Origin of the sequence: Streptomyces roseus, from assembly GCF_001044425.1 — a bacterium.
GTDB classification, from domain to species: Bacteria; Actinomycetota; Actinomycetes; order Streptomycetales; family Streptomycetaceae; genus Streptomyces; species Streptomyces roseus.
On sequence record NZ_LFML01000079.1, the window covers coordinates 58,789 to 74,941 of the forward strand.

Consider the following 16,153-nt stretch of genomic DNA (forward strand, 5'->3'; position numbering starts at 1 on the left):
CCGGCCCGCCGGTGACCCCATCCAGAGCCGACCGTGTCGAGGGAGCAAGCATGCCGTCCCACAGCAACTCGCCCACCGCAGCCGTATCCAGAAGATGCCCTAACAACAGGGCCGTACTACCCCCCGCCCGCTCACGCGACTTGCCCCACAACACCCCCAAAGCCCCCGCAGCAGCAACGCCGTACCGCTCCTGCAACTCCCCTAAATCCACCGCGCCTCCACACGCTCCACCGAAGAACACCAGAGACTAGAAGCCACCACTGACAACCGCGCCCGACCTGCACGTCCTCCCGACTGACGGACCGATCCCTGCGGGCGCGGGGGCGACCAGTGGCCGTGCCGGAAGTCGCCGTGGGCGTCCAGACGATCCCCGCAGGCGCGGGGGCGACGTGATCGCGGCGGCGGTGGTGATGGCGGCTCGGGGACGATCCCCGCAGGCGCGGGGGCGACGCGTTGCCCGGTGGCTTTCCGGTCCATCAGCGCGGACGATCCCCGCAGGCGCGGGGGCGACACCGAGGCCCGCGCCGCGGCGAGCGCGATCCTCGGACGATCCCCGCAGGCGCGGGGGCGACTCGCCGGCCCCTACGAGCGCTACGAACGCGAACGGACGATCCCCGCAGGCGCGGGGGCGACGGCTCCGGCGTCCGCACGGCCGGGGAAACCAACGGACGATCCCCGCAGGCGCGGGGGCGACGTGGTCGGTGCGCACACGTTCACGCGGGAACCAGGACGATCCCCGCAGGCGCGGGGGCGACGTGAAGACGGTCGTGATCTTGGCGCCGATGAACGGACGATCCCCGCAGGCGCGGGGGCGACACCGCGTTGATCCGCAGGTAGAGGAGGTCTTCCGGACGATCCCCGCAGGCGCGGGGGCGACATGCGGCCAGGATGCCGTCGAGGAGCGTCGTCTGGACGATCCCCGCAGGCGCGGGGGCGACCTCCATGAGCGCCCGCTCCTCAGCCGACAGCCCGGACGATCCCCGCAGGCGCGGGGGCGACCGAGCGATCCTCGTCCGGCGCGGGCTGATCGGAGGACGATCCCCGCAGGCGCGGGGGCGACGCTTTCTGAACTGGGATTCTATCGGCCAAGGTAGCTATTTTCATTTGGTTGCTTTTCAGTACAGGCGGAGATCGGGCGCGGGGACGACCTACTCGACAGCGGCCGGATAGTTCTGGATCCCTGACCCACCCCTCGGGCGCGCCGGGTGCACATCCACCACCCGGCCCGGCTGATCGTGTGGATCGGGCTATCCCCGGGGCGCGGGGTCCAAAAGCTGACTCCCTCACTCGTCACCATGGCGAACGGGAGGATACCCGCGGGCGCGGGGGCCACTGGTGGAGCGAGCGGCCAGCCTTGACCCACGCGGGACGATCCCCGCGAGCGCGGGGTGGCGGAGGGGCGATGTTGCAGACCCCGTAGTGAGCCGGGTATGCCAGGAGCCGGGCCCCAAGGGGCGCCGGCTCCGATGGCACGCTCGTGCGCCAGCACGATCGTGCGGATTTGCCCCTGGGGGTGCCGCGGTTGGAACCGGTAGCAGATCAGGGTCAGCCGCCAAGGGGGTGCCCCTGGCGTCGCGTCGATGGTCGCAGTCGGGCGCAGGGTAGGGCAAGGACCTGCGGGACGCGTACGAGCCAATCCCCCTCCGCCTGACCGCCCACACTCCTGACCCTGGCCAGAGGGGGTGTTCGGGTTTCCGTTCTCGCAGGTGAATGACTATCCGGTCAATCGGATGAGTCTACTGAGCGGCTGGGGCGCTGCCGTGTGGGGCGGGACAGGCGTGAACCAAACAGGGCGCGTGGGCGGTGGGGGTGTGCGCGGGGGTGCCAGGATGCTCTCGTCTCACGGCGGCGCCAGACGCAGTGGGACATCAACAAGGTTGGAACCGGGGGGACTTCACGTCCCCGGACCCACGGCGTGGCCGACGCGGACGCGGGGCCACGCTGTCGAGCAGATTGGGATCATCCATGTCACATTCCGTAGTGGGCCGGCGGAAGGCTCCGTCGGGTCAGGGCGTCGCGGTCGCCGTCTCCACGTGCTGCGCCACCGTCCTCGCCGCCACCGGCACCCCCGTCTCCGATGCGCTGCTCCTGGTCGCCGGGGCCGGCGCGGCCGGTGCGCTGTCCGGGCGCCTTGCCGGCGGGATGCCCGTCCGCGAGGTGGTCCGTAACTTCCTCAACTCCTCCGGCTGAGGGCAGATCAGAGGTGGGCCGGCCCGAACAGCCGTTGCCGTACCTGGACCGGCCGCTTGGGCTTCTCGCCCAAGGGCTCCGCAACGCGCGGATCAGGGCAGGCCTCACCTACAGCCAGATGGCCGGCAGGACTGTGGGGTTCAGCGAGTCGACGTTGAAGCGCGCCGCTTCCGGCAAGACCCTGCCCACGAGGGGGACGGTCATCGCGTACGCGCACGCCTGCGACACCGAGCCCGGCCCGCTCCTGAAGGCGTGGGAGGAAGCGGTCGAGGAACGGCGCCCTTTACGCCCCGCCGCACCCAGGATCAGGAAGATCCGCGATGCGGCCGCCCTGGGCGCTGCGCTTCACAGTCTGCACGTCACGGCGGGCAACCCCAGCTGCCGGGAGATCGACAAACGCACCCGCAACAGCCCCGGCATCATCAGGGTGCCCCGCACGACAGCGCATCAGATCCTGTACCGGCAGCGCTTCCCCAGCTCCCGCACCCAGCTCAAGGCCCTCCTCACCGTCCTGGGTGTCCCCGCGGCCGAGCACGCAGGCTGGCTGCAGGCCTGGTCACGTGCCAAACGGCAGCGTCCGAGCGACCGGCATGCGGCCCGGACCAGGAAGGACCAGCTTCAACGCCGTATCACCCACCCCCGGCTGACGCCATGGTTCGACAACACCACCAGCGGCAGCGGAACGACTCCCCCGACCGCGTCCTGAGCCGGTTACCCCGCGCGGGACATCTTTGTGGAGGAGGCCCGCAAGGAAGGGCCTGTAAAAGGAACGGTGTAACTCCGAGCATGGAGGATTGCACCTGTGACCAGCGAGAACATAGCTATGGAGCCTGAGGCTGCAGCCTCGCCGGCGGCTGTCGATGACCGGTTCCTGAACGAGCTCGTGGCCCGGGCCCAGGCCGAGGGCCTGCAGCTGACGGGCGAGGGTGGTCTGCTCCAGCAGCTGACGAAGCGACTGCTGGAGTCGGCTCTCGAGGGCGAGATGACGGACCATCTCGGCTATGACCGGCACGATCCTGCGGGCAAGAACGGCGGGAACTCGAGGAACGGGAAACGCTCCAAGACCGTCATCACGGACGTCGGCCCGGTGGAGATCGAGGTGCCGCGGGACCGGGAGGGAGCGTTCGAGCCGCAGATCGTGAAAAAGCGTCAGCGCCGGCTGACCGGCGTCGACGAGATGGTCCTGTCTCTGTCGGCGAAGGGCCTGACCCACGGCGAGATCTCCGCTCACCTGGCCGAGGTCTACGGGGCCGAGGTCTCCAAGCAGACCATCTCGACGATCACCGATTCGGTGATGGAGGGCATGGCCGAGTGGCAGGCCCGTCCACTCGACCGCGGGCGGTTTCCATCAGTGGTTGCGAATCACCTGGTCAATGGGCCTGTCAGGCATTCTCGCATGGCCTCGGCCGGGGTCTTGTCTCCAAAGACTATGCGGGGGCGGCGGTTGAGTTGGCAGGCGACTTGGCGAAGGTCCCGGGCGGTATGGACAGACAGGTCGGTGCCCTTGGGAAAGTACTGCCGCAGCAGGCCGTTCGTGTTCTCGTTGGTGCCACGCTGCCAGGGCGAGTGCGGGTCGCAGAAGTAGATCCGGAACCCGGTCAGCGCCTCGATGTCCTCGTGCAGGGTCAGCTCGCGGCCTTGGTCCCAGGTGAGGGTCCGCCGCAGCTGGGGCGGGATGTGCGCTGTCTGCGTGATGAGCGCGTTACGGACCTGCGGGGCCTTCCAGCCGTGCGGCAGATGGATCAGATGAACGTAGCGGGTCGTGCGCTCGACGAGGGTGCCGATGGCGGAGCCCTGGCCGCGGCCGATGATCAGGTCCCCTTCCCAGTGGCCGGGAACCGCACGGTCGTTGACCTCAGCGGGGCGTTCGTGGATGAGGGTCATGTTCTTGATCTTGTTCAGGGTCGGGACACCGCGACGCTGCTTCTTGCGGCGGGTGCGGCCGGTGCGGAGCTTGGCCTCGCGGCGGCCGACGAGGCCGGCGAACAGGGCCCGGTAGATCGTTTCCGAGCAGGCTCGCATCGCCGGATCACGGGCGTGCTCGCGGGCCAGATGACGCGCGATCTGCTGGGGCGACCACTTGTCCGTGAGCTTCTCGCGGACCAGCGTCCGTAGCGGCTCGCTGGCACGGAACTTCTCTTCCTTCGGGCGCCGGCGCCGCAGCAGAGTCTGGTTGTGGGCCCACCAGGGGTGGTAGCTGCCGTCCGGCTTCGCGTTGCGCTTGATCTCGCGGTAGACGGTCTGAAAGCTCTTCCCGATCGACGCGGCGATCTCCTTGACGGTCTGTTTCACCTGAAGTCCGTCGGCGATGGCGATACGGTCGTCCTGGGTGAGGAAGCGCGGGGATATCGGGCCGGGGTCGGGGACGATCATGCTTCCAGCTTCGATGAACCAGTTCGAACCACAACTGGCGGAGACCCCCACCACGCGGGCGGCAGCCGCACCCTTGTAGCCCTCTCTGAGTAGCTCGAAGTACCGCTTCTTCACCGTGGTCGGCATCTTGTTGGGGGCGAACCTCGGCATCCGAACGCTCTCCTTCCGAGACGTTCGCAATCACCGATAGAACTCAAGCGGAGTCCAACGGTCGGTTCTGCCACTCGGCCATGCCATCGAGCACCTTGTCGGTGATGGTGGAGATCGTCTGGCGGGAGACCTCGGCGCCATGGACCTCGGCGAGGTGGGCCTGGACTTCGCCTGTGGTCAGGCCCTTCGCGGACAGGGAAATGACCATCTCGTCCACGCCGGTCAGGCGCTTCTGCCGCTTCTTGACGATCTTCGGCTCGAAGGATCCGTCCCGGTCGCGCGGCACGGATATCTCCACCGGACCGACGTCCGTCAGCACGGTCTTGGCGCGGGTGCCGTTGCGGGAGTTGCCTCCGTTCTTCCCGGCAGGGTCGTGCTTGTCATAGCCAAGGTGGTCGGTGATCTCGCCTTCCAGGGCGGACTCCAGCAGCCGCTTCGTCAGCTGCTGGAGCAGTCCGCCCTCGCCGGTCAGCTGCAGGCCCTCGGCCTGAGCCCGGAAAACCAACTCGTCGATCAGCCGGCCGTCCACCGCCTTCGACGGCTTCGGCTCAGATGGCACGACGGTCTCGGCCTCGGTCACGTTCTCACTGGTCATCGGTGCATCTTCCTTGATCGGGAGTTACACCGAACGATTTACAGTCCCGATCCGCCCCACCAGGAGGATTCCGGCGCCGACTGTGAACAGAGGATGGTGCACAGAAGACTCAGGATCGGCACGGCCGGCCCTGCTCAGTGTGTATGCGGCACACCACTCCCACCCGCATCAGCGAATGCGATCAACGCCGATGAGCCGGACCCTGTAGGGAAGGGGAGCCTTCCACCGGAAATGCACCATGGCCATTCCATGCACAGGCAGCGCCCATGGGCGCTGCCTGTGCATGGAATGGGGCTTGCTGAGGATAGAGCCCCCGTCGCGCCACCTTCCGGGGGCTCCTGTTCTCGGCTCGCCCGATTCTCCGCTCATCGGGCCACGTCTCAGGGTGGGTGTCGCGATCACCTCGAAGGGAGTCGTTCGCGGCACTCGGCCTGGATGCGAACCGTCCGTAGCGTCGATGAGGCAAGCAACCGGCATTCGAGGAGAGGATCAGCGATGTCCGACCTTCCAGCCCCCACCACGCCGTACCTGGAGCCCGAGGCCAAGGAGCTCGCCGACGCCACCGACCCGCACCCGCGGATCTACGAGGTGCCGCCCGAGGAGGGGCGTAAGATCCTCAGCGACCTGCAGAGCGGCGAAGGCGTCGAGCGCCCGGACGTCGACGAGGAGTGGGTCGACGTCGACGCCGGCCAGTGGGGCACCGTCCGCACCCGCATCATCAAGCCCAAGGGCGCCACGGGCCCGCTGCCCGTGGTCTTCTACATCCATGGTGCCGGGTGGGTCTTCGGCGACGACAAGACCCACGACCGGCTCTTCCGCGAGCTCACTGTCGGGGCCGGTGCCGCCGGCGTCTTCCCGGTCTACGACTGGGCGCCCGAGAAGGGGTACCCCACGCAGGTCGAGCAGAATTACGCCGTCGGTCAGTGGCTGCGGGACAACAGCGCCGAGCATGGTCTCGACATCTCCCGCGTCGCGGTGGCCGGCGAGTCGGTCGGCGGATGCATGTCCGCGGTCTTCGCGCAGATGAACAAGGACCGCGGCGGGCTCGCGCTCAAGGCGCAGATCCTGCTCTACCCCGTGACCGGGCCGGACTTCGACACGCAGTCCTACCACCAGTTCGCGGAGCACTACTACCTCACCCGCGACGGGATGAAGTGGTTCTGGGACGCGTACACGACCGACGAGACCAAGCGCGAGGAGAAGTACGCCTCGCCGCTGCGGGCAACCCTTGAGGACCTTGAGGGGCTGCCGCCCGCCCTCGTCATCACGGCGGAGGCCGACGTCCTGCGGGACGGGGGCGAGCTGTACGCCAACAAGCTCCGTGAGGCCGGCGTCAAGGTGACGGCCGTCCGCATCAGCGGGACCGTCCACGACTTCATGCTGCTGGACAGTCTGCGGGACACCCCGGCCACCAACGTCGCGCGCAAGCTGTCCGTAGACGCGCTGCGAGAGGCGCTCCAGCAGCAGTGACCGCATCCATGAACATGGGCGGCAGACGCGACAGGGTTTGCCGCCCATCGCTGTGCCCACCACGGACTTCGAGAGGACATGATGAGCCCGACCGCGACAGGTCCGCACGTCGACGAGACCGGAGCGCGGGTCGTCGGTGAGGTCGGTCTGCTGGAGTACGCCGAGTGCCAGGTGTCGGCGATCCACGGCCTGAGGGACATCTTCCGTGTCGCCAGCGAGTTCGCCGTGGCGTCGGCCGACCCTCCGAGCGTGATCCGGGTCAGCACCTGGGCAGTGTCCGCCACCGACGACGGGCCGGTCATGGTGTGCACCTCGGACACTCATCCTGAGCTCGCGCACCGGCTCAGCCACGTCGTCATCCCGCCGAGCCTCGTCGTACCCGAGCTGATGGCGTCGGCCGGCGAGTTCACCGATTGGCTCGTCGGCCTCCGGTCCGAGGGCACCACGCTCTGTGCCGTGTGCGCCGGCGTCTTCGTCCTCGCCGAGACGCACCTGCTCGACTGCCGGGACGCCACGACTCACTGGGCGTTCGCCGAGGAGCTGGCGCGCCGATACCCGAAGGTTCGGGTGGACGCCTCACGCATGGTGATCGATGACGTCGACATCATGACGGCCGCGGGGATCCTGGCGTGGGTCGACCTGGGCCTCACCGTCGTGGACCGCATGCTCGGCCCCAGCGTCATGCTGCACACGGCACGCTTCGTCCTCGCCGACCCGCCGCGCCGGCGGCAGTCCCTCTACCGGGAGTTCACGCCCCGACTCCAGCACGGCGACACCGACATCCGTGAGGTGCAGGCCCGGCTGCACGCCTGCCTCCGCGAGCCCCACTCCGTCGAACACCTCGCACGGGCCGCGGCCATGCACCCGCGCACCTTCCAGCGGCGGTTCAAGGAGGCCACGGGCCTGACCGCGACGGAATACATCCAGGCGGCGCGCATCGCCAAGGCTCGCGAGCTGCTGGAGCTGACCAGTGAGCCGGTCGCCCAGATCTCCCGCAGCGTCGGCTACCTGGACGTGTCGAACTTCCGTCGGCTCTTCCAGCGCACCACGGGCGTGACGCCGTCGGAGTACCGGCGCCGGTTCGGCATCGTGGCGCGCGTCGATCGGCGGGAGTACTCGTCGGCGGGTCAGCCGGCGAGGATCCGCTCCACTCCCTCCCGATAGCTCGTGACCTGGAATTCGGGAAAACGGGCCGCGAATTTCGAGCTGTCGAAGATGTTGTCGTCGCGGTAGCGGACGAGCAGTTCGTACATCTCGTCGAGCGGCTTGACGAAGCGGCGCCCGAGACCGAAGGCGAGCATCGGCAGCACCGTGTAGCCGATCTTGCGGCCGGTGACCTCGCCGGCGGTCTTGATGAGCTGGTCGTAGGACTGCCGGTCCGGGTCGATGGGCAGGTGCCACGTCTGGCCGTAGGCATCCGGCGTGTTGCCGAGCAGAGCGAGAGCGCGGCTCGCGTCGGGGGTCCAGATCAGGGACCGCTTGGCCTGGGCGTCGACCGGCACGAACGGCCGCTTGCCCGCCTTGATCCGGTCGAACACCAACGAGTTCGTGTAGCTCTTCGTCCGGCCGGGACCGTAGAACTCGGGCGCGCGGCCGATCAGGGCTTCGACCCGTCCGGCCCGCATGGCCTCAAGCAGCATGGTGGCGATCTGTCCGCGGACCCGTCCCTTGCGTCCGCCCGGCGCGAATGCTGTCGACTCGGTCTGAGGCGTCGGCGTTCCGGGATACATGTAGGTGTTGTCGAAGAAGACGAGCTTCGTGCCGTGTTCGGCGCAGGCGTCGATGACGTTGCGCATCATGGCGGGGAACTGTCGCTCCCACAGTTCCGAGTCCAGGGGCAGGCCGACGGTGAGGTAGGCGATGTCGCTGCCCGCGACGGCGCGGCTGGTGGCCTCGGCGTCGGTGAGGTCTGCGGCCACGAGCTCGTCGGTGTCGTTCACCTTCGACGGCTTGCGGCTGACGAGGCGGATGTCCTTGGTGTGGTTGCGGTGGAGCTCGTTCACGAGCTCATCGGCGATCGGTCCGCCGGCGCCGAGGACGGTCTGCATGGGGTCTCCTTGAGGTGGATGGCGGGGGTGGTGGCGACAGCTCACCTGCGAGCAGCGTCGCACCGCCACGTGACGATGCGGTCGACCAACGTGGCCGGGGATGCGAACCCAGCCGATGTGGTCGTTGATCGAGCCTGGGGGGCACCTGGTTCCACCGGACGTCAGCTATGTTTACAGTGCTAACACAGCGTAGGAGGACGAAGTAAGCAATGTCAACATTGGAAAAGAGTGGCTACCATCACGGCGACCTGCGGGCGGCGCTGCTGTCGGCCGCGATGGAGATGCTGGAGAGCGGCGAGCCCTTCTCACTGCGCGCCGTCGCACGCCGGGCCGGCGTGTCGCAGACCGCGCCGTATCGCCACTTCAAGGACCGCGACGCCCTGGAGTCCGCGCTCGCCGTCGAGGGCTTCCGGAACCTGCTGGCCGACCTGGGCGGCGGGCGCGATTTGCCCGCCGCACTCCCGGACCTGGCCGAGTTCGCCGTCACCTACGTCGACTTCGCGCTGCGGCGCCCGGCCCTGTTCCGTGTGATGTTCGGCAAGCCGTGCGACGACGCCGCCGACGAGCGGGTCAAGGCCGCGGACGCCCTGCACGAGCTGCTGGCCGACGCGCTCGACCGCGTCCTCCCCGACGCGGACGCCTCGGCCCTGGCCACGGCCGGCTGGGGGCTCGCCCACGGGCTGGCCTGCCTCTACCTCGACGGCAAGCTGCAGGCCGGGTCGAGCAAGGAGGTCGCCGACCGGGTGCGCAGCGCCTTCCTCGCCATCACGTCAGTCGGCCCCTGACGCGTGGCGCTCACCCGGCGCACGCCTGGCACTCTCCAGTGTTGACGGTGCTCACATGTCGTGCGACCCTCGGTGTTGACACCGCTTACATCGGAGGAGAGGGCTCATGGCATCGACCGGCAAGCTGACCGACCGGACCGTAGAGGTCGCTCTCGGAGGGCGTCTCATCACCGTCCCCGAAGGCGGCCTCTATGACCGGTTCCGCATGGACACCGACCTCGACGAGGTGGAGCGGGACCCGCGGGTCAGCAGTGTCGACTTCTTCCGCCGGATGCCCAAGAGCCGCGTGGACTCCCGCATCGGGCCCACCCTGACGCCGAACTTCTACTACCGCATCTCCACGACCCGGCTCACGATGCTCGCGCCGAGCAAGGCGATCCGGGCTCGCCTCCCTCAGGAGCTGGACCCGCTCGAATTTGCCCCGGGGCTCGGGATCGTCTCCGTGATGGCCTTCCGGTACGACGTGTGCGACATCGACTTCTACACCGAGGCCGCGGTCGGCATCGCCGTGAAGCCGGCGCGACACGGTGGGCTGGGCCTGCTCGACCTGGTCACCGGGCTCAAGAATGACTCCCTGCACTCCTACGTACTCTCGCTCCCGGTCAACACCGAGATCGCGCAGGTGCGTGGCCACGACGGCTACGGGTTCCCCAAGTGGGTCACCGGGCTCGACGTCGACATCGACACCGCGCGCACCTCCGCCAGGGTCGCCAACGAGCGGGGCGGCCTTGACCTCGCTCTGTCGGCGCCCACCCCGAAGCAGACCGCGCGGCCTACCGGCGCACACGTCTCGACCCTGACCTCCTACACCACGATCGAAGGCGCCTGGCACTCCACGACCAGCCAGATCAACATGCTCTCCTCGGGAACCACGCGGCTCCCCCGCGGCCTGGACCTGCAGCTCGGCGAGGGCCGGATGAGCGACGACCTGCGCTCCCTCAAGCCGGTCCGGACGATCCAGCTCGACGTCACCACCGAGGGCCAGCTGGCGCTGCACATGCCCGTGCCCACCTCCATCCAGGACCGGAGCTGAGGTCAAGATGACCACCACGAACACCAGCCATCTCCAGGCCGGCCTCCCGACATCGCTGACGCCGGCCCGTCTCGCCCGCCTGGCCGCCCAGGTGGCCGCCGGTACTCGCGCCCAGCGGGTCACCACGACCTCCCCGTACACCGGCGCACCGCTCGCGGACCTGCCCATCTCCACCCCCGGCGACGTCCAGGACGCCTTTGCCCGGGCACGCGCCGCGCAGGCCGGTTGGGCGGCCACCCCGGTGGCCGACCGCAAGCGCATCATGCTGCGCTTCCACGACCTCGTCCTCCAGCGGCAGGAGGAAGCCCTCGACCTGATGCAGGCCGAGAGCGGCAAGACCCGTCGTGACGCGTTCCTCGAGGTGAGCGACATCGCGATCACCGCCCGCTACTACGCGCGCAGCGCACGGCGGCTGCTCTCACCCAAGCGCCGCAAGGGCGCGATCCCGATGCTGACCCACACCACCGAGCTGCACCACCCCAAGGGCGTCGTCACCGTCATATCGCCCTGGAACTACCCGCTCAGCATGGCCGCCAGCGACGCCATCCCGGCCCTGATGGCGGGCAACGCCGTCGTCCAGAAGCCCGACACCCAGACCGCCCTGACCGCGCTGTGGGCACTGGCCCTGATGCGCGAGGCCGGCCTGCCACCCGACGTCTGGCAGATGGTGGTCGGCCGTGGCAGCTCCATCGGAGACGCGCTCATGGCCGGCGGGGACTACATGATGTTCACCGGCTCCACCGCCAGCGGGCGCCAGATCGCGCGCGACGCGGGTGAGCGGCTGATCGGCGCGTCCCTGGAGCTCGGCGGCAAGAACGCCATGGTCGTCCTCGCCGACGCCGACATCGAGAAGGCCGCCGCCGGTGCGGTCGCCGCCTGCTTCCCCTCGGCCGGCCAGCTGTGCGTGTCCATCGAACGGCTCTACGTCGCCGATGAGATCCACGACGCGTTCGTCACCGCGTTCGCCGACCGTGCCCGGGCCATGCGCCTGGGTGCGGCCTACGACTTCTCGATGGACATGGGCTCGCTGACCACCCCCTCGCAGCTCGAGACCGTCAGCTCGCACGTCGACGACGCGGTATCGAAGGGCGCGACCGTACTGGCCGGAGGCAAAGCCCGGCCCGACCTCGGGCCCCTGTTCTACGAGCCGACGATCCTGACCGATGTGACCCCTGAGATGACGCTGTTCGACCACGAGACGTTCGGCCCCGTGGTGTCGGTCTACCGCTACCGGTCAGCCGACGAGGCGGTGGCGATGGCCAATGCCACGCCGTATGGCCTCAACGCAAGCGTCTGGGGTTGCAACGGCACCGAGGCCCGCAAGGTCGCGGCACGGCTGCACGCCGGCACCGTCAACGTCAACGAGGCGTTCGCCGCCGCCTGGGGCAGCATCGACGCACCCATGGGCGGCATGGGCGACTCGGGCCTCGGCCGCCGTCACGGCGCCGACGGGCTGCTCAAGTACACCGAAGCCCAGACGGTCGCCCACCAGCGCCTCCAGGGTTTCACCCCGCCCAGCAGAGTCGAGCACGAGCAGTGGGCGCGGATCCTGACCCGGGCGTTCAAGACGCTGCGTGCCCTGGGCGTCCGCTGACCGACCACTGGCTCCAGCTACGACGGCCCGCCTCCACGCCATCCCGGTCCGCACGAGGGAAGATCAGCCATGACCAAGCGCGTCCTCAACGTCGTCACCAACGTCGGCCACTACGACGACCCGTCCCACACCACCGGCCTGTGGCTCTCCGAGCTCACGCACGCCTGGCACATCTTCGAGGAGCACGGCTACGAGCAGACGCTCGTCAGCCCGGCCGGCGGCCCTGTGCCGCTCGAACCGCGTGCACTGAGATTCCCGAACTACGACAAGACCGCCAAGGCATGGCACGCCGACCCCGGAAAGATGGCCATGCTCGAGAACACGGCGAGCCCGGACCAGATCGACCCGTCCGCGTACGACGCGATCTACTTCACCGGCGGTCACGCGGTGATGTACGACTTCCCCGACAGCGAGGGCCTGCAGCGCATCACCCGCGAGATCTACGAGCGCGGCGGCATCGTCTCCTCGGTCTGCCACGGCTACTGCGGCCTGCTCAACACCCGGCTCTCCGACAGCTCATACCTCATCGCCGGCCGCAAGATGACGGGATTCGCCTGGACCGAGGAGGTCCTCGCCCGAGTCGACAAACTGGTCCCCTACAACGCCGAGGAGAAGGCCAAGCAGCGCGGCGCGCTCTACGAGAAGGCGACACTGCCGTTCGTCTCCTACGTCGTGACCGACGGCAACCTGGTCACCGGCCAGAACCCGGGCTCGGCCAAGGCCACAGCAAAGAAGGTCGTCGAGGCCATCGAGGGCAACGCGTCGAAGAAGCGAGGGTAATTTGAAACGCAGCCTTCCGGTGACGGAAGGTTCCGGGACGGATGTTGCCGAAGGACGCGCTCCATATCGGCGACGATAGAACGGCCGGGCGGTCAACCACCCGTCCGCGACCGTCGGCCTCGCCGGACCGCCAGCGCTCCCCCGGCAGACCGGTACCGCCACCAACCTACCGGGGGCCTGAGCCGGCGCCCCTGCGAAGTCCTCCGACGCAACCATGGTCAGCAACGGATTACCTGCCTCACGCACAGACTCAGCGCGGGCCCGGTCGACCTGCGCCCAGCGCAACGAAGCGAACGAGGAAATGACGCGGTCGTGAGACAGGCCGTCAGTGGCCTCAACTTCAGACTGAGGAGGAGCTGCTGGTCAACGGGACACCCAATGCCGCGAGCTGGGAGACCCTACACGTCCAGCCTCCCACCACCACGCTCGCCGCGCCGGTGTGACTGGCGGGATAGTTGGTTCTGACCGCGCTTCCGTGATGGCTACGCCTGCAGGAGGATGCGTGCTCTGAGTAGGGCGAATGAGGCTCTGCCGTACATCTGCCGCTTGATTGTTTTGATTCGGTTGACGTGGCCTTCGATGATCCCGGAGCTGTAGGGCAAGGTGAGGCCGGCGGTAACGGCGTGGAGGTCTTGGCGGATGGAGGCGGCGAAGATGCCGATGGTGTCGGGGCCGCCCAGCTCGGCCTTCTGGATCCAGTCCCGCAGCAGGTGTCCGCGGCGTTGGCGGAGCATGTCGGTGAACTCCCGCGCAAGGTCACAGGCCAGGGCGATCTCCGGGCAGGCACTTCGCACAGCGTCGAGCCGGGCCATGTCGGACGTGCTGAGTGACTCCTCGGGGCGCATGATCCATGAGGTGATGTCGCGAGGGCGGGTAGTGATCGAGCGTGCGGGGGCCGCGATGCCTTTCCGGATGGTCACTACGTAGCGGTGCACGACGTGGTAGCCGCCGGTGTAGCCGAGGTCGAGGACCTCGCGGTAGAGCCGCATCGGGCTGGTGCAGCCTGCATGGAAACGTTGTTGGATGTGCTCCATGTAGGGGTCGAGGACGCCGTGGCCGCGGTCCTGAGCTGAGGCGAGGAGATCTTCAAGATCCTTGTTCCGGTAGCGCCGGACTGTCTTGCGGTCCAGCCGCAGTAGGCGGCCGATGGCGCTGAGCGGCAGACCGGTGGCGGCGAGCTCATTGACCTCAGCGTGGCGTTGTCGGATCCGGCCCAGGAGGGGAGTCTCTGGTGCAGCCAGTGGTGGGCTCGTCCCTGGTCCGGCAGATTGTCGGAGACAGCCGCGGTGCCGGCGGCAGGTTTTCTCGACGGCCGTGGAGAGGTTCTGGAGGAGGTGCCAGCGATCTGCCACCTCCAGGGCGTCGGGGGCAGCCTGTCTGATGGCTTTGGTGAATGCCATCAGCCGGTCCCGGCAGATGATCTCGGCGCCGGGGTGCTCCTGGAGCCATGCGGTAACCGTGCTGGTCTCTCGGTCCGGCAACACATCCACCGGCCGGGAGGACTCGACGTCGACGAGGACGGTTCCGTACGTCCGGCCCTTGCGGAAGGCGAACTCGTCGATGCCGAGGACCCGTGGAGCCCGCGCTGGCACAGACGGAGCAGTCAACTCACCCAGGAGGGATGCCCGCCGGCCGTAGAGCCGCAGCTTTGCGCAGAGACGTGCGCCCGGGCGGCCGCCGAGCTCCACCGCGACCGATCGCATCGCCGACCGCGCCGCCATCGAAGAACGGCGCCGCGGCTCGGTCAGGCCGACCACCTGTTCCACGAAAGTCCGACGCGGGCATCGGGGCTGATCGCAGAAGAACCGACGCACACGGAGACGGACGATCAGCCGGCGTCCGCCGACGGGTAGCCCGGCTATGTGACGCCAGTACCGGCTGTGGACCCGTGCGGCGGGATGCTGACACGCGGGACATCCTCCTGGCGGCCCGCATCCGTTCGCGTCGACCATCAAGTCGTCGTTCACGACCGTGACCTGGCGCACTGCGAGATCCAGACCCGGGAAGAGCACGTCGCGAAGCGTTTTTGTCTCCATGAGGACGTCATCCCCGGGAGGAACGGTCCTGCATGCCGGAGCCGAACCCTCGGGCGAACTCAGGCATCGTCACCGGAAGACGGCGACCAAGTGGTTCTCACTGCGGTTTCACGGCCTATCGGTTGGCGAACCGTGAACGGACTGGCAATGACCGCAACTTTCGCGCCACCCTGCCGATTCCAGGCCGTTCCGCCGAGAGTCGTTGATCAGTAACGCTGCGTACTGCCACGTCTGACCAGGTGGGCAGGGAGCCGGCCAGCGAGGAGACGCCATGTCCGAGACCACGCCCAACTCGAAGGGACCGGCTCCGGTCCAGCTCACGCCCCAAGCAACCGAACCCGTGCTCATTCCGGCCGACCAGGTCGACCCCGAGGACAGGGGCACGCTGGCGATCGAGTACCGCGAGGGTGTGCCCGTGCTCGTTGTCAGAGGTGGGACGTTCATCCCCACTCGGATCACGGTGGTCCATGCGGACCGGCCGCCTGTCGCAGCACGAGAAGCGCGCGGCTTTGTGGATTTCAAACTTTCCGCCGATAGCAACTACGGCAGTGGCGAATTTGCGTTGCAATACGACGGGACGAACGTGACCTTCCATGATGCCTACGGCACCTAGGGCACCCTGCTTGAGGGCTGAGTCAGCACGGCCTTGTACCTGAAGTCCTCGCGTGTCTTAAGTCGATGACACGGACGGCAGAGCGGTTGAACGTTCCCGTCCGCGTCCGCCCCAACCCTCACCAACATAGGAGACAGCCATGTCCGAGACCACGCCCGACGCCAAGGGACCGGCCCCGGTCCAGTACAAGCCCGAAGCAACCGAACCCACGCTCATCCCGGCCGACCAGGTCAAGCCTGAGGACATCGGGACGCTGTCCATTGAGTACCGCGACGGTCAGCCCGTGGTCGTAGTCAGCGGCGGGACGGCCCTGCCAGCTGGACTGACGGTTGTCGACGGGTCCGGGGACGCTGTTGCGGTGTACGCGGCTGGTTCCCCCACGGAAGCCGGAGCACGTGGACTTTTGGGGAACTCTTTCAAGTTTCCCGACGCCGTCCCCTCAGAGGCCGATGATCTTTACGGCAGTTGAGCGGTGACACGGACGGC

Annotated in this window: 14 protein-coding genes, 2 pseudogenes and 1 CRISPR repeat array; of the genes and pseudogenes, 11 read left to right on the forward strand and 5 right to left on the reverse strand. The window is 68.2% G+C overall.

Translation table 11 applies throughout. From position 1 onward, the window contains the following. Nucleotides 1–241: HD domain-containing protein (locus ACS04_RS40455; protein WP_425337827.1), on the reverse strand; the 241-nt coding region annotated here is incomplete at its 3' end. A gap of 59 nt (nucleotides 242–300) precedes the next feature. After that, nucleotides 301–1,060: direct repeats of the CRISPR family, unit length 28 nt; unit sequence GGACGATCCCCGCAGGCGCGGGGGCGAC. Nucleotides 1,061–1,965: 905 nt separating this feature from the next. Here ACS04_RS40455 and ACS04_RS38255 point away from each other — a divergent pair. The 3 genes and pseudogenes from ACS04_RS38255 to ACS04_RS36410 form a co-directional block, all read left to right on the forward strand. After that, nucleotides 1,966–2,190, forward strand: a complete 225-nt coding sequence (locus ACS04_RS38255; RefSeq protein ID WP_158977374.1) for a hypothetical protein — start codon at nucleotides 1,966–1,968, stop codon at nucleotides 2,188–2,190. Between the two features lie 13 nt (nucleotides 2,191–2,203). Further along, nucleotides 2,204–2,896, forward strand: coding sequence for a helix-turn-helix domain-containing protein (locus ACS04_RS20390; protein WP_048478095.1), 693 nt, complete (start codon nucleotides 2,204–2,206; stop codon nucleotides 2,894–2,896). 117 nt (nucleotides 2,897–3,013) lie between these two features. Then, nucleotides 3,014–3,523 (forward strand): annotated as a pseudogene (locus tag ACS04_RS36410) (transposase); the annotation flags it as partial. A gap of 29 nt (nucleotides 3,524–3,552) precedes the next feature. Here the strand turns inward: ACS04_RS36410 and ACS04_RS20395 are convergent. Further along, nucleotides 3,553–4,713 (reverse strand): IS30 family transposase, encoded by a 1,161-nt coding sequence (locus tag ACS04_RS20395; RefSeq protein WP_048478096.1) that lies wholly within the window; start codon nucleotides 4,711–4,713, stop codon nucleotides 3,553–3,555. Between the two features lie 52 nt (nucleotides 4,714–4,765). Continuing rightward, nucleotides 4,766–5,308 (reverse strand): annotated as a pseudogene (locus ACS04_RS20400) (transposase); the annotation flags it as partial. A gap of 495 nt (nucleotides 5,309–5,803) precedes the next feature. On the opposite strand from ACS04_RS20400, the gene ACS04_RS20405 reads away from it, so the two are divergent. After that, nucleotides 5,804–6,778 (forward strand): alpha/beta hydrolase, encoded by a 975-nt coding sequence (locus ACS04_RS20405; protein WP_048478098.1) that lies wholly within the window; start codon nucleotides 5,804–5,806, stop codon nucleotides 6,776–6,778. Nucleotides 6,779–6,856: 78 nt separating this feature from the next. Further along, nucleotides 6,857–7,942, forward strand: a complete 1,086-nt coding sequence (locus tag ACS04_RS20410) for a GlxA family transcriptional regulator (protein WP_078865038.1) — start codon at nucleotides 6,857–6,859, stop codon at nucleotides 7,940–7,942. Here the strand turns inward: ACS04_RS20410 and ACS04_RS20415 are convergent. Next, complete coding sequence (locus tag ACS04_RS20415) at nucleotides 7,906–8,826, reverse strand: NAD-dependent epimerase/dehydratase family protein (RefSeq protein ID WP_048478099.1); 921 nt, start codon at nucleotides 8,824–8,826, stop codon at nucleotides 7,906–7,908. The two genes, ACS04_RS20410 and ACS04_RS20415, sit on opposite strands and share 37 nt — an antisense overlap. A 209-nt stretch (nucleotides 8,827–9,035) precedes the next feature. Between ACS04_RS20415 and ACS04_RS20420 the strand changes: the two genes are divergently transcribed. The 4 genes from ACS04_RS20420 to ACS04_RS20435 all read left to right on the forward strand — a co-directional run bounded on the left by ACS04_RS20420 (nucleotide 9,036) and on the right by ACS04_RS20435 (nucleotide 13,018). Next, on the forward strand, nucleotides 9,036–9,611 hold the full coding sequence (locus ACS04_RS20420) for a TetR/AcrR family transcriptional regulator (RefSeq protein WP_048478100.1): 576 nt from the start codon (nucleotides 9,036–9,038) through the stop codon (nucleotides 9,609–9,611). A 106-nt stretch (nucleotides 9,612–9,717) separates the two neighbouring features. Next, nucleotides 9,718–10,644 carry an acetoacetate decarboxylase family protein gene (locus tag ACS04_RS20425; RefSeq protein WP_048478101.1) on the forward strand — a complete coding sequence of 309 codons (927 nt, stop codon included), beginning with the start codon at nucleotides 9,718–9,720 and terminating at the stop codon, nucleotides 10,642–10,644. Nucleotides 10,645–10,651: 7 nt separating this feature from the next. Then, a complete protein-coding gene (locus ACS04_RS20430) occupies nucleotides 10,652–12,238 on the forward strand; it encodes a succinic semialdehyde dehydrogenase (RefSeq protein ID WP_048478102.1) in 1,587 nt (528 codons plus the stop codon). 69 nt (nucleotides 12,239–12,307) lie between these two features. Then, the gene (locus tag ACS04_RS20435) at nucleotides 12,308–13,018 is read left to right on the forward strand and encodes a type 1 glutamine amidotransferase domain-containing protein (protein ID WP_048478103.1); all 711 of its coding nucleotides are present in this window, start codon (nucleotides 12,308–12,310) and stop codon (nucleotides 13,016–13,018) included. 482 nt (nucleotides 13,019–13,500) lie between these two features. Here the strand turns inward: ACS04_RS20435 and ACS04_RS20440 are convergent, their stop codons facing one another. Beyond that, complete coding sequence (locus ACS04_RS20440; protein WP_048478104.1) at nucleotides 13,501–15,054, reverse strand: ISL3 family transposase; 1,554 nt, start codon at nucleotides 15,052–15,054, stop codon at nucleotides 13,501–13,503. A gap of 271 nt (nucleotides 15,055–15,325) precedes the next feature. On the opposite strand from ACS04_RS20440, the gene ACS04_RS20445 reads away from it, so the two are divergent. Beyond that, nucleotides 15,326–15,667 carry a hypothetical protein gene (locus tag ACS04_RS20445; RefSeq protein WP_048478105.1) on the forward strand — a complete coding sequence of 114 codons (342 nt, stop codon included), beginning with the start codon at nucleotides 15,326–15,328 and terminating at the stop codon, nucleotides 15,665–15,667. 139 nt (nucleotides 15,668–15,806) lie between these two features. Next, a complete protein-coding gene (locus tag ACS04_RS20450; protein ID WP_048478106.1) occupies nucleotides 15,807–16,136 on the forward strand; it encodes a hypothetical protein in 330 nt (109 codons plus the stop codon). The last annotated feature ends 17 nt before the right edge of the window (nucleotides 16,137–16,153 follow it).

Coding starts and splice junctions, on each gene's coding strand:
- ACS04_RS38255 (WP_158977374.1), top strand. CDS start 1,966: ATGTCACATTCCGTAGTGGGCCGGCGGAAGGCTCCGTCGGGTCAGGGC.
- ACS04_RS20450 (WP_048478106.1), top strand. CDS start 15,807: ATGTCCGAGACCACGCCCGACGCCAAGGGACCGGCCCCGGTCCAGTAC.
- ACS04_RS20405 (WP_048478098.1), top strand. CDS start 5,804: ATGTCCGACCTTCCAGCCCCCACCACGCCGTACCTGGAGCCCGAGGCC.
- ACS04_RS20410 (WP_078865038.1), top strand. CDS start 6,857: ATGATGAGCCCGACCGCGACAGGTCCGCACGTCGACGAGACCGGAGCG.
- ACS04_RS20435 (WP_048478103.1), top strand. CDS start 12,308: ATGACCAAGCGCGTCCTCAACGTCGTCACCAACGTCGGCCACTACGAC.
- ACS04_RS20415 (WP_048478099.1), bottom strand. CDS start 8,826: ATGCAGACCGTCCTCGGCGCCGGCGGACCGATCGCCGATGAGCTCGTG.
- ACS04_RS20445 (WP_048478105.1), top strand. CDS start 15,326: ATGTCCGAGACCACGCCCAACTCGAAGGGACCGGCTCCGGTCCAGCTC.
- ACS04_RS20425 (WP_048478101.1), top strand. CDS start 9,718: ATGGCATCGACCGGCAAGCTGACCGACCGGACCGTAGAGGTCGCTCTC.
- ACS04_RS20430 (WP_048478102.1), top strand. CDS start 10,652: ATGACCACCACGAACACCAGCCATCTCCAGGCCGGCCTCCCGACATCG.
- ACS04_RS20440 (WP_048478104.1), bottom strand. CDS start 15,054: ATGGAGACAAAAACGCTTCGCGACGTGCTCTTCCCGGGTCTGGATCTC.
- ACS04_RS20420 (WP_048478100.1), top strand. CDS start 9,036: ATGTCAACATTGGAAAAGAGTGGCTACCATCACGGCGACCTGCGGGCG.
- ACS04_RS20395 (WP_048478096.1), bottom strand. CDS start 4,713: ATGCCGAGGTTCGCCCCCAACAAGATGCCGACCACGGTGAAGAAGCGG.